At 65.8% G+C, this 12,080-nt stretch carries 10 protein-coding genes; 8 read left to right on the plus strand and 2 right to left on the minus strand.

What is annotated here, in order from left to right; genetic code table 11:
* Positions 1-11: 11 nt before the first annotated feature.
* Both M2390_RS06525 and M2390_RS06530 read left to right on the plus strand, forming a co-directional pair.
* The gene (locus M2390_RS06525) at positions 12-1,493 is read left to right on the plus strand and encodes a GH1 family beta-glucosidase (protein ID WP_259177690.1); all 1,482 of its coding nucleotides are present in this window, start codon (positions 12-14) and stop codon (positions 1,491-1,493) included.
* A gap of 15 nt (positions 1,494-1,508) precedes the next feature.
* The gene (locus tag M2390_RS06530; RefSeq protein WP_259177691.1) at positions 1,509-2,519 is read left to right on the plus strand and encodes a LacI family DNA-binding transcriptional regulator; all 1,011 of its coding nucleotides are present in this window, start codon (positions 1,509-1,511) and stop codon (positions 2,517-2,519) included.
* Positions 2,520-2,573: 54 nt separating this feature from the next.
* Here the strand turns inward: M2390_RS06530 and sepH are convergent, their stop codons facing one another.
* Positions 2,574-3,803, minus strand: coding sequence for a septation protein SepH (gene sepH, locus M2390_RS06535; RefSeq protein ID WP_259177692.1), 1,230 nt, complete (start codon positions 3,801-3,803; stop codon positions 2,574-2,576).
* Between the two features lie 201 nt (positions 3,804-4,004).
* Here sepH and M2390_RS06540 point away from each other — a divergent pair, with 201 nt between their 5' ends.
* Positions 4,005-4,298 carry a DUF4193 domain-containing protein gene (locus M2390_RS06540; RefSeq protein WP_030143580.1) on the plus strand — a complete coding sequence of 98 codons (294 nt, stop codon included), beginning with the start codon at positions 4,005-4,007 and terminating at the stop codon, positions 4,296-4,298.
* Positions 4,299-4,480: 182 nt separating this feature from the next.
* On the opposite strand, the gene M2390_RS06545 is transcribed toward M2390_RS06540, so the two are convergent.
* Complete coding sequence (locus tag M2390_RS06545) at positions 4,481-4,939, minus strand: DUF3093 domain-containing protein (protein ID WP_259177693.1); 459 nt, start codon at positions 4,937-4,939, stop codon at positions 4,481-4,483.
* Between the two features lie 37 nt (positions 4,940-4,976).
* On the opposite strand from M2390_RS06545, the gene dut reads away from it, so the two are divergent.
* The 5 genes from dut to dxs all read left to right on the plus strand — a co-directional run bounded on the left by dut (position 4,977) and on the right by dxs (position 12,043).
* Entirely contained in the window at positions 4,977-5,435 is a 459-nt protein-coding gene (dut, locus tag M2390_RS06550; RefSeq protein WP_259177694.1) for a dUTP diphosphatase, read from the plus strand.
* Positions 5,432-6,106, plus strand: coding sequence for a DUF3710 domain-containing protein (locus tag M2390_RS06555; RefSeq protein ID WP_121688664.1), 675 nt, complete (start codon positions 5,432-5,434; stop codon positions 6,104-6,106). The genes dut and M2390_RS06555 overlap by 4 nt, the downstream gene beginning before the upstream one ends.
* Before the next feature lie 3 nt (positions 6,107-6,109).
* On the plus strand, positions 6,110-6,898 hold the full coding sequence (locus M2390_RS06560; RefSeq protein ID WP_259177695.1) for a DUF3159 domain-containing protein: 789 nt from the start codon (positions 6,110-6,112) through the stop codon (positions 6,896-6,898).
* A 263-nt stretch (positions 6,899-7,161) separates the two neighbouring features.
* Positions 7,162-9,912, plus strand: a complete 2,751-nt coding sequence (gene acnA / locus M2390_RS06565) for an aconitate hydratase AcnA (protein WP_259177696.1) — start codon at positions 7,162-7,164, stop codon at positions 9,910-9,912.
* Positions 9,913-10,087: 175 nt separating this feature from the next.
* Complete coding sequence (gene dxs, locus M2390_RS06570) at positions 10,088-12,043, plus strand: 1-deoxy-D-xylulose-5-phosphate synthase (RefSeq protein WP_259177697.1); 1,956 nt, start codon at positions 10,088-10,090, stop codon at positions 12,041-12,043.
* Positions 12,044-12,080: the final 37 nt, after the last annotated feature.

Raw genomic sequence — 12,080 nt, forward strand, 5'->3', positions numbered from 1 at the left:
AAGAGATCACCATGTCATCACCACGCTCCTTCCCTCGGGACTTCGTTTTTGGTGCGGCCACGGCCGCATACCAGATCGAGGGTGCCGCCTTTGAAGATGGACGCACCGCGTCGATCTGGGATGAGTTTGCCCGGGTGCCGGGTGCCGTCATCAACGCCGATAATGGCGATGTGGCCTGCGACCACTACCACCGCTATCGCGAGGATGTGGCGCTGATGAAGGGGCTCGGCCTGGAGTCCTACCGCTTCTCGACGTCCTGGTCGCGGGTGCGGCCGGATGCGGGTGCCGTCAATCCGGCGGGGATCGACTTCTACAGTCGTCTGGTGGATGAGCTCCTGGAGGCTGGCATCATGCCCTGGCTGACCCTGTATCACTGGGACATGCCTCAGGCCCTCCAGGAGCGCGGTGGCTGGACGATTCGCGAATCCGCCGATCTGTTCACCGAGTACGCGCTCTCGGTCCACGATGCGCTGGGGGACCGGGTTACCAACTGGGCGACCCTGAACGAGCCCTGGTGCTCCTCGTTCCTCAGCCACATCGCCGGCGCACACGCCCCCGGACACCAGGACGCCGGTGAGGGACTGCTCGCCGCGCACCACCTGCTGCTCGGACACGGGCAGGTGGTGCGCGAGCTGCGCGCGCGTGATGAGTCGCTGAACCTGGGGATCACCCTCAACCTGACGGTGGCCGACCCGGTGGACCCGCACGATGCACGCGACCAAAAGGCCGCCCGCAAACTCGACGGGCAGTTCAACCGTTGGTTCCTGGATCCGGTGTTCCGCGGCGTCTACCCGGCAGATATCCTGTCCGATATCCGAACCGAGGAACCGCTGGCTCTGAAGCGCCTGGAGGCGGCGGTGCACGAGGGTGACCTCGATGTGATTTCGACGCCGATCGACACCCTGGGCGTGAACTACTATCAGGGCGAGTTTGTGTCGGGTACCGCCCCGGCGGTCCCCCCGATCGAGCTTGAGGCGCCCACCGATCGCGCGATTCGTGCCCCCTGGCCGGCCCCGGCCGACATCCACCCGCACGAGCGAGGCCTGGCCCGCACCGGACAGGGGTGGGAGGTTCAGCCCGAGGGCCTGACCCGCGTGCTCACCCGGGTGTGGGAGGAGTATGCGCGGCCCACCGACACCGTCCTGTTTGTCACCGAAAACGGTGCCGCCTACGATGACGAGGTGGTGATCGAGGACGCTCAGGAGCGTGTGCACGATGTGGAGCGGACCGCGTTCTTGCGATCGCATCTGGGTGCCGTGCTGGACGCGGCCGAGGCCGGAGTGGACGTGCGTGGATACTTCTACTGGTCCCTGATGGACAACTATGAGTGGGCCTGGGGATATCGGAAGCGTTTCGGTATCGTGCGCGTGGATTACGACACTCAGCAGCGCACGCTCAAGGACAGTGCCATGGAGTATCATCGGATCATTCGGAACCGGACCCTGTCCGTTCCGACGTACACGGGTGTGCCGCTGTACCTGCACACGCACTAGTCAAGGAGGCGCCGAGTGGGCCCCGCACAACCCCCGGTCACACTCGAGGCGGTCGCCGCCCTGTCGGGCGTTTCTCGTTCCACCGTTTCCCGTGTGGTTAACGGTGCCCAGGCGGTGAGTCCGGCCGCTCGCGAGGCCGTAGAACGTGCGATCGCCGAGCTTTCCTATGTGCCGAACCAGGCTGCGCGCAGCCTGGTTCGGCGCCAGACCAAGGCCATCGCGCTGGTGGTCCCCGAGGACACCAGCCGCTTTTTCGGCGATCCGTTCTTTGCCACCGTGGTCTCCGGGGTGCACCGCCGCCTCAGCCAGTCCGACTACGTACTCAACATCTTTATCGCCACCGATGATGATGGCGACAAGACCACCGCCTATCTGCGCGGCGGCAATGTGGATGGGGCGATCGTGATCTCCCATCACGCGCGGGACCGCTTCGTGGACCGCATCGCCGATGCCCTTCCCGTCGTGTTTGGTGGACGTCCCAATCGGATGCGCGGCACTGTGGGCGACTATTTTGTGGACATCGATAACGCCGAGGGCGCACGCATGGCCACCCGCTACCTGATCGAGCGTGGGGCGCGGCGCATTGCCACGATCACCGGTCCGCAGGACATGCCCGCGGGCCGCGACCGGCTGACCGGTTTTCAGGAGGCCCTGCGCGCGGCGAACCTGCCGGACAACCTGGTGGAGCTCGGCGACTTCTCCGAGCACAGCGGGGAACTGGCGATGGAACGGCTCCTGCAGCGTGGCGGGATCGACGGGCTCTTTGTGGCCAGTGACCTGATGGCGCGCGGAGCCCTCCGCACGCTGACTAGCGCGGGCATCATGGTGCCCGAGGATCTTCCCCTGGTCGGATTTGACGACTCCTCGGTGGCCACCGAGGTGAGCCCCGCGCTGACCACCGTGCGTCAGCCCTCGGGCCTTCAGGGGGAACTGATCGCCCAGCGTCTGTTGGAAATTCTGGCGGGGGAGTCCCCGGAGGTGGAAACCATCGTGTCGGCCGAGCTGATCATTCGCGAGTCGGCCTAGCCACAAGCGGGCGGCCACGTACATACGTGACCGCCCGCTTTGTGGTCTGGGTGGCTAGTCCTCCTCGGTGCGTGCCCCGAAGACGATCTCATCCCAGGACGGCATGGCCTTGCGTCCGCGGCGGTTACGGATGGCTCCGGTCGAGTTATCAACCTGTGCGGTGTGGGAGGCGGGTGCCTGCTCGATGCTCGGGGTGGATGCGGTGTGGTCGAACGTTCCGGCGTCCGTACCACGGCGCGTGTCCTCGGTGGATGCCTCGGACTGAACCGGGACCTCGCCGGTCAGGGTTTCGAAGTTTTCCAGCGGCACGTCTACCGGACGCAGACCAAACCCGGTGTCGGCGTCCGCGGCGGGCTCCACCTGGCGCTGGTCGTGTTCCAGACGCGATTCCCGCTCGGCACGGTTCTCGCGCTCTCCACGGCGCTTGCGCAGCGCCTGGAGCAGATCGGCGGTGTGCTGGTTACCCTCGTCGCCACGATCCTCGGCGCGGTTGATTGCGGCATCGGCGGCGGCGTTGGGTCCGCGACGGTGTGACTCCACCGCGTGGGCGGGCTCAACCCGGCGCTGTCCCATCAGGCTGGCAACCGACTCGGTGGGGGCCTCGGTCGGGGCCGCCGGGGTGAGCGGGGCGATGACCCCGGTCTCAAACGCATCGGTACTGAACCGTGCCTCGCTGGGATCCACGGTGGGCTCCACGGCGCGCAGGCGAGGGATCAGGGGGGCGGCAATCTCGCCCTGCTTGGAGAGGGTCACGGCCTCGCTGTTGTGCGGGCTCAGGACGTGGCGCTTGGGATCGAAGGTCCAGCGGGCATCGTGTTCGACGCGGGCCGCGGTGAAGGACAGCTTCACGATCCAGCCCTCCTCCTCGTCCTTCCAGCTGGTCCAGCGCTCTCCCTCGGCCTCGAGGGACTCCAGGCGGGCACGGATGGCCGAACCGAAGTTGGCCTCACCCTCCTCGGTTCCGGGCACGGAGGCGGCCACCACGGGCACGCTGAGTGCCGCGGCGACCATGTGTTCGCGCTCGGCCAGGATCGGACCTTCGAAGCGGCGAACATAGTCGGCATCGGCGCCGGTCAGTTCGGCAATCTCCTCGGCGGAGAGTCCGGCACGGATGTGTGCCTGAACCTCGCGCGGCCTAATCTTCGGGGTCGCCGCAAGCGGCGACTTCATCCGACGGAGCTGCGACTGCAGCACCTCATCGATTTCCAGTTTGAAGCGGTCCCCATTTTCCGCAGCAGCGATGAGGGCCCCATCCTCGATGCCAACAACCTTCAATTCCTGCATGTGCCCTGCCTCTTTCGGCGTCATAAATCCTGTGAACAATGGTGCCATGAATGCCGGGTGAAACGCGTAATCGCGCGGGCGCGGCGTGTGTTCCCGACAAAACGCTGGGAAAAAACGTCGCTCGGTTTGCTATTGAGCGCGGAATGTTGCAAACTATGGCCGCCGATTCAGATCGGTAAAGGCGAAGAGAAGTGGAAAAACATGGCAACGGATTACGACGCACCTCGCAAAAGCGACGACGATTCCGAATCGATCGAAGCGCTTAAGGAGCGCGTGCCGGACAAACTCTCGGGCGCTGTAGGTGACGAGGATGCGGACAACCCCGGTGGCTTCGAGCTGCCCGGTGCCGACCTCTCGGACCTCGACCTCGACGTGGTCGTTCTGCCCCCGCAGGCGGACGAATTCACCTGTGTGAGCTGCTTCCTGGTGAAGTTCCGCTCCCAGATCGACCACGAGACCAAGCTCGGCCCGGTTTGTGTGGAGTGCGCCGCCTAGGCTCTAACAACACAGTGTCAAAAGGCCCTCACGATGAAAATCGTGAGGGCCTTTTGTGTGCCCGGTGCCGGCTTCGCGCGGGACCGTGCGGCGGCGGGAAGCATCCGCCCCCGGAGGGCGTATGTGGGTGCTGTCCCGTCGGTTTCGCGACGGGCGAACATGCGCCGTGTCGGCGACGAAGACTAGGCGGCTTCGACCTGTTCCCGGCGGGCGGCCTCGATCGCCGCGGCCAGTTCCCCCGCGCGGCGGGTCGAGATCAGCCAGTACGGGGTGGGGTCCTGTTCATCGGTGACCGGGACCTTCACCGCCTGCTGCGCCCACGCATTGAGCAGCAGGTAGGCCCGAGCGTGCAGGTTCACGCCGCGCTCGGCACGCGCGGCCTCACCGGTGAAGGCCTCGGGGGTGCCCAGTTCGGTCACCGGGATACGGGCGCGTCCGGCCCGCAGTACCCCGTCGTTGATCGACACCGTGGGGGCCATCGTCAAAAACAGGGCAACCGAGCCCAGATACAGCACCGCGGCCACCACGTATCCCACTGTCAGTGAGATCGGGAAGAACACCAGAATGCTCGCGGGGATCACCAGGGCGGTGGCGACAAACACCATTACGGAAGGGAAAAGTCGTTCGTGATACTGGGTCATGTCTCAATCATTCATCGATGTGCATTACCCTCGATCTGTGACCGAAAGTGTTGATATCCCTATTATCGCCCGAGAAGCCCCGCGCTATGCGCAACCGGGCGATGCGGGTGCCGACCTGATGGCCGCCGAGGCTGTCACCCTCGCCCCGGGCCAGCGTGCCCTGGTGGGTACCGGTGTCTCGATCGCGCTGCCCGATGGGCATGCCGCGTTTGTGGTTCCGCGCAGCGGATTGGCCGCCAAGCACGGGATCACCGTGGTGAACTCCCCGGGCACCATCGACGCCGGCTATCGCGGCGAGATCAAGGTCATCCTGCTGAACACCGATTCCTCGACCCCGTATGAGATTGCGGTGGGGGATCGGATTGCACAGATCATCATCATGCCGGTCACCCAGGCACGCTTCATTCCGGTAGATGTGTTACCTGAAAGCGAACGCGGTGAGACAGGATTCGGTTCGACCGGGTATGGTCGTCCTCAGACAGGAGCACAGGCATGATTAGGAAAAAGAACAGCACCGCCCCCGCCACCGACGCGGTGGACGTTGTGGATGCAGAGGACACCGCCGCCGAGAGCGTCGCCGAGCCCATCGATGCGAAGTCGGCCCCGGCCGACCGCGTGGAGGGTGGCCCGTACGACGAGAGCGAGGCGAACCCGGTTCGTCCCTACATCGACCTGGGCGGCGTCAAGATCCTCCCGCGTGAGGGTCTGAACCTGCGCCTCGAGGTGGAGGAATCCACCCAGCGCATCATCGCCGTGGGCCTCGACTATGCCGGTTCGACCCTGCAGGTGCAGGCATTTGCCGCGCCGCGCAGCTCGGGCCTCTGGCACGAGACCCGTGAGCAGATCACCGTGGGGATCAACGGTCAGGGCGGCAAGGTTCGCGAGGTCGAGACCATTCTCGGCCCGGAGCTGTTTGCGACCCTGCCGGGCGAGACCACCCCCGAGAACCCGGGCGGCGCACGCGCGGCCCGCTTCATCGGTGTGGATGGCCCCCGCTGGTTCCTGCGCGGCGTTGTGGCCGGTGCCGGTGCCGAGGAGGGCAACACCGAGGCCATTGAAGCCATCGATGACCTGTTCCGTAGCGTCGTGGTTGTCCGCGGCAACACCCCGATGCCTCCGCGCGACCTGCTCGCGCTGAAGATGCCGGTGGCCCCGGGAACCGAGTAGGGCATGACCTCGCCCGACTCGACCACCCCGCCGGAGTCACAACAGTCAGGGGCACACCAGCCCGCCACCACCCCGCCGGAACCCACGGACGGCGAGGAAATCTCGCCCAAGCTCAGTGAGACGCTGGCCCAGGTGGCGGCGCGCTCGTCACTGGGCGCACTGGCCTCCGGTGGCAGTAACACCGGGACCGCCCTGTTGGGTGCGATCGGTGGCGTCCGTGGCATCATCGAGGCCGTGGTTCCGGGCCTGCTCTTTGTCATCGTTTTTACGCTGACCCAGAGCCTGCCCTGGGCCGCCGGGCTCGCGGTGGGGATCGCCGTGGTGGCGACCCTGGCGCGGCTGATCGGCAAGTCCTCGGTCACCGCCGCGATCGGTGGCCTGGTGGGCGTGGTGGCCTCGGCCGTCCTGGCGCTCACCACCGGCCGCGCCGAAGACAACTTTGTACTGGGGTTCTACGTGAACTCCGGGTATGCCCTCGGTCTGCTGATCTCGATCGCCGTCCGTTGGCCGCTGATCGGTGTGCTGGCCGGATACCTGATGGGCGACGGCGTGGCCTGGCGTCACGACCGCTTTAAGCGGCGCGTGTTCACCTGGCTGACCCTGGCCTGGGTGGGCATGTTTGTGGCCCGCCTCGCGGTCCAGCTGCCCTTCTACTTCTCCGGAAACGTCGCGGCGCTGGGTCTGACCCGGATCGCGATGGGCCTGCCGCTCTACGCCCCGGTCCTGGTTTTGACCTGGCTGATCGTCCGCTCGGTGTATCGCCGCGGCGAAACGGCGGATAAACGTTCCTAGAACACTCGTGAACTCCTCTGCGACCCCCACCCGGAAACGGGCGGGGGTCGCGGTCGTTTACCCACACGCCACGCACGGATGTGAGCGACACCGCGTCGGAATACTGATAGAATTATCTCGACATCAAGATAAATAAGGACAGCCTTAGTCGCGACGTAGCGAACATGCGAACCAAGGCACCGAGTTCCCCGCTGTTGCGGCAGGGGAGGAGGGTCCTTGAACGCAGGTGCGGGCGCGCCTGTCTAGCCAGAGGAGAACGCGTAGTGTCTACCGTCAATAGCTTTGGTGCGAAGCAGAATCTGACCGTCGGGGGAACCGACTACCAGATTTTCCGCCTCGACACCGTCCCGGGACATGAGAAGCTCCCGTTTGGTCTGAAGGTCCTCCTGGAGAACCTGCTGCGCACCGAAGATGGTGCCAACGTCACCAAGGCCCAGATCGAAGCCCTCGGTTCGTGGAACCCCACCGAGGAGCCCAACACCGAGATCCAGTTCAGCCCGGCCCGCGTGGTCATGCAGGACTTCACCGGTGTTCCCTGCATCGTGGACCTCGCCACCATGCGCGAGGCCGTCTCCGCCCTCGGCGGCGACCCCACTAAGATCAACCCGCTGGCACCGGCAGAGATGGTCATCGACCACTCCGTCATTGCCGACCTCTTCGGTCAGTCCGACGCCTTCGAGCGCAACGTGGAGATCGAGTACGAGCGCAACGGTGAGCGCTACCAGTTCCTGCGCTGGGGCCAGACCGCATTCAACGACTTCAAGGTGGTGCCCCCGGGCACCGGAATCGTGCACCAGGTCAACATCGAGCACCTGGCCCGCGTCACCATGACCCGCGAGGTCGGCGGCGCCCTCCAGGCCTACCCGGACTCCTGTGTGGGTACCGACTCGCACACGACCATGGTCAACGGCCTGGGTGTGCTCGGCTGGGGTGTGGGTGGCATCGAGGCCGAGGCCGCGATGCTCGGCCAGCCCGTGTCGATGCTGATCCCCAAGGTGGTCGGATTCAAGCTCAACGGCGCGATCCCCGCCGGCGTGACCGCCACCGACGTGGTGCTCACCATCACCGAGATGCTGCGCAAGCAGGGTGTCGTGGGTAAGTTCGTGGAGTTCTACGGCCCCTCGGTGGCCCAGGTTCCGCTGGCTAACCGCGCGACCATCGGTAACATGAGCCCCGAGTTCGGCTCGACCGCCGCGGTCTTCCCGATCGATGACGTGACCCTCGACTACCTGCGCCTCACCGGCCGCAGCGAGGAGCAGGTTGCGCTGGTCGAGGCCTACTCGAAGATCCAGGGTCTGTGGCACAACGCCGACCACGAGCCCGTGTACTCCGAGTACATGGAGCTCGACCTGGCCACCGTGGTGCCCTCGATCGCCGGTCCGAAGCGTCCCCAGGACCGCATCGAGCTCTCGGCCGCCAAGTCGCAGTTCGAGAACGACCTGCCCGTGTACGCACAGCCGGCCGAGCTCAGCACCGACGAACTGCTCGCCACCGCGCTGACCAGCCCGGCCCCGGCCGCCGCGTCCAAGCCGACCACCGTGACCCTCGCCGACGGTGAGTCCTTCACGATCGACCACGGCGCCGTCGCGATTGCCGCGATCACCTCGTGCACCAACACCTCGAACCCCTCGGTCATGATGGCCGCCGGGCTCCTGGCCCGCAACGCCAGCAAGCTGGGCCTCAAGGCCAAGCCGTGGGTCAAGACCACCCTGGCACCGGGCTCGAAGGTTGTCACCGACTACTACGACAAGGCCGGTCTGACCGAGTCCCTCGAGGACCTCGGCTTCTACCTGGTCGGCTACGGCTGCACCACCTGCATCGGTAACTCCGGTCCGCTGCTCGAGGAGATCTCGGCCGGCGTCAACCAGAACGACCTCGCGGTCACCGCCGTGCTCTCGGGTAACCGTAACTTCGAGGGTCGCATCAACCCCGACGTGAAGATGAACTACCTGGCCTCCCCGCCGCTGGTCATCGCCTACGCCCTGGCCGGTTCGATGAGCTTCGACTTCGAAAACGACTCCCTGGGCGACGACCTCAACGGCAACCCGGTGTTCCTCAAGGACATCTGGCCCGCCGCCGAGGAGGTCCAGAAGGTCATCGACGAGTCGATCGACACCGCGATGTTCGACAAGCAGTACTCGAGCGTATTCGAGGGTGACGAGCGCTGGCGTTCGCTGCCCACCCCGGATGGCGCGACCTTCGAGTGGGACGATGAGTCCACCTACGTGCGTCGCCCCCCGTACTTCGAGGGCATGACCATGGAGACCACCCCGGTGTCCGACATCGTGGGTGCTCGCGTGCTGGCTAAGCTGGGCGACTCGGTCACCACCGACCACATCAGCCCCGCCGGTGCCATCAAGGCCGACACCCCGGCCGGTCGCTACCTGACCGAGCACGGCGTCTCGCGTGGAAACTTCAACTCCTACGGTTCGCGTCGTGGAAACCACGAGGTCATGATTCGCGGTACCTTCGCGAACATCCGTCTGCGCAACCAGCTGCTGAACGACGTCGAGGGTGGCTACACCCGCGACTTCACCCAGGAGGGTGGCCCGCAGTCCTTCATCTACGACGCCTCGCAGAACTACCAGGCCGCCGGCACCCCGCTGGTGATCTTCGGTGGCAAGGAGTACGGTTCGGGATCCAGCCGCGACTGGGCCGCCAAGGGCACCTCGCTGCTCGGCGTGAGGGCCGTCATCACCGAGAGCTTCGAGCGGATCCACCGTTCGAACCTGATCGGTATGGGTGTTGTTCCGCTGCAGTTCCCGGCCGGCGAGAGTGCCGAGTCGCTGGGCCTCGACGGTACCGAAATCGTCTCGATCGCCGGTATCGAGGAGCTCAACAACGGCACAACCCCGAAGACCGTCCGCGTGACCGCCGTCCCGAGCGAGTTCTCCGCTCCGGGCAAGGCCGTGGTCGAGTTCGACGCCGTGGTTCGTATCGACACCCCCGGTGAGGCCGACTACTACCGCAACGGTGGAATCCTGCAGTACGTGCTGCGCAGCCTCGTTGGCTAGTCCGTAACCACGAAAGTCCGGCCCCGGAAGGAAACTTCCGGGGCCGGCTTTGGTTTGTCCGGCGCGCGGCTCACACCCAATATGTGCTCGGATCACCTAAACTATCCCTGTGCCTCGGACGCTGTCCGATCCACGAGTCCGCGCCCCCGCGCAGGCAGACAGCGAAGGAGTACCCATGTCGATTCTTGAGAAGATTTCATCCCCCCGTGATCTGGATGGTTTGACCGAGTCGCAGCTCAAGGTGCTGGCCCTGGAAATCCGCGAGTTCCTGATCAATAAGGTTGCGCTCACCGGGGGACACCTGGGACCGAACCTCGGGGTGGTGGAGCTGACCCTGGCGATTCACCGGGTCTTTGACTCTCCGAACGATCCCATCGTGTTTGATACCGGACACCAGTCCTACGTGCACAAGCTGCTGACCGGCCGCCAGGACTTTAGCCACCTGCGTGAGCGTGGGGGATTGGCCGGATACCCGCAGCGCAGCGAATCCGACCACGACATCGTGGAGTCCTCACACGCCTCCAGCTCCCTGAGCTGGGCCGACGGAATCTCCCGGGGATTTGCGATGACCGGACAGTCCGATCGCGCGGTTGTCGCGGTGGTGGGCGACGGCTCGCTGACCGGCGGCATGACCTGGGAAGCGCTCAACAACATGACCGACGACAATGCTCGTCGCATGGTCATCGTGGTCAACGATAACGGCCGTTCCTACGCGCCGACCATCGGCGGCATGGCACGCTACCTTAACGATGTCCGCACCCGGAAGTCCTACCGTTCGCTGCGACGCAGCAGTGAGCAGTTCTTTGCCAAGCTTGGTGCTCCCGGCCGCGCCCTCTACCGCGGCGTCCGCGGTGGCACCCACGGGTTCCTGTCCCGCGCCAGCAACAACGAGGCCCTCTACTCGAACCTCGACATTAAGTACATCGGCCCGATCGACGGACACGACCTCCACGCGATGGAGGAGGCGCTGACCCAGGCCAAGAACTACGGTGCCCCGGTCATCGTGCACGCAATCACCGAGAAGGGCCGCGGATACCAGCCCGCCCGCGACGATCAGGACGATCAGTTCCACGCGGTGGGCAAGATCGATCCCGTGACCGGCCGTGCGCTGAGCACCAGTTCACAGCAGAGCTGGACGGGCGTCTTTAGCGACGCCCTGCTGACCGAGGGAACCCGGAATAAGAAGGTCGTGGCAATCACCGCCGCGATGCTGCGTCCCACCGGTCTGCACGCCTTCGCCGAGCGCTTCCCCACCCGGGTCCACGATGTGGGCATCGCCGAGCAGCACGCGGTGACCTCCGCGGCCGGCCTCGCCTATGCGGGTCTGCACCCGGTGGTGGCGATGTATGCGACCTTTGTAAACCGTGCGTTCGACCAGATCCTGATGGATGTGGCCCTGCACAAGGCCGGCGTCACGTTTGTGCTCGACCGCGCCGGAGTGACCGGCCCCGACGGCCCCTCTCACCACGGCATGTGGGATCTCTCGATCCTGCAGGTTGTCCCGGGTATCCGCATCGCCGCCCCGCGTGACGCGATCCGGGTGCGGGAGGAACTGTCCGAGGCCGTGGCCGTGGATGACGCCCCGACCGTAATCCGGTTCCCCAAGGGATCGGCACCCGAGGAGATCGCCGCGCTGCGTCGCACCGACGGCGGGGTGGATGTCCTGGCCGAGGGCGACCGTGAGGACGTGCTGATCGTCGCGGTGGGCCCGATGGCTACCATCGCGCTGGATGTGGCCGAGCGTCTGCGGGCGCAGGGCATCGGCGCGACCGTCGTGGACCCCCGCTGGGTCGTCCCGGTGAACGAAGACGTGGTGGAGTTGGCGCGTCGCCACCGCCTGGTGATCACGCTCGAGGACGGCGTGCGCGTGGGCGGCATCGGTACCCGCATCCGTCAGCGTCTGCGTGAGGCCGGAGTGGACACCGCGGTGGACGAGCTGGGTCTGCCCGACCTGTTTATCGATCACGCCTCGCGTGAGCAGATCCTCACCGATGCCGGGCTGACCGGCCAGCAGATCGCCCGCGACGTGGTCGCCCAGGTACTCGGCAGCCGCATCCCCGTCGCCCGTCCGGATGGCGAGGACCCGCACCCGGCCACGAGCCCCGGCTTCGACGCCGTCACCGGGAAATAGCGGTTTCCCCCGGCATGTGGGCCCGGCACTCAACGCA

This window comes from Mycetocola sp. BIGb0189, from assembly GCF_024810155.1.
Taxonomy (GTDB): Bacteria; Actinomycetota; Actinomycetes; order Actinomycetales; family Microbacteriaceae; genus Mycetocola; species Mycetocola lacteus.

What these genes read in the sequence shown, in the direction of transcription:
- M2390_RS06525 (WP_259177690.1), top strand. Translation starts at nt 12, where the DNA reads ATGTCATCACCACGCTCCTTCCCTCGGGACTTCGTTTTTGGTGCGGCC.
- M2390_RS06540 (WP_030143580.1), top strand. Translation starts at nt 4,005, where the DNA reads ATGGCAACGGATTACGACGCACCTCGCAAAAGCGACGACGATTCCGAA.
- M2390_RS06545 (WP_259177693.1), bottom strand. Translation starts at nt 4,939, where the DNA reads ATGACCCAGTATCACGAACGACTTTTCCCTTCCGTAATGGTGTTTGTC.
- M2390_RS06560 (WP_259177695.1), top strand. Translation starts at nt 6,110, where the DNA reads ATGACCTCGCCCGACTCGACCACCCCGCCGGAGTCACAACAGTCAGGG.
- dxs (WP_259177697.1), top strand. Translation starts at nt 10,088, where the DNA reads ATGTCGATTCTTGAGAAGATTTCATCCCCCCGTGATCTGGATGGTTTG.
- sepH (WP_259177692.1), bottom strand. Translation starts at nt 3,803, where the DNA reads ATGCAGGAATTGAAGGTTGTTGGCATCGAGGATGGGGCCCTCATCGCT.
- M2390_RS06555 (WP_121688664.1), top strand. Translation starts at nt 5,432, where the DNA reads ATGATTAGGAAAAAGAACAGCACCGCCCCCGCCACCGACGCGGTGGAC.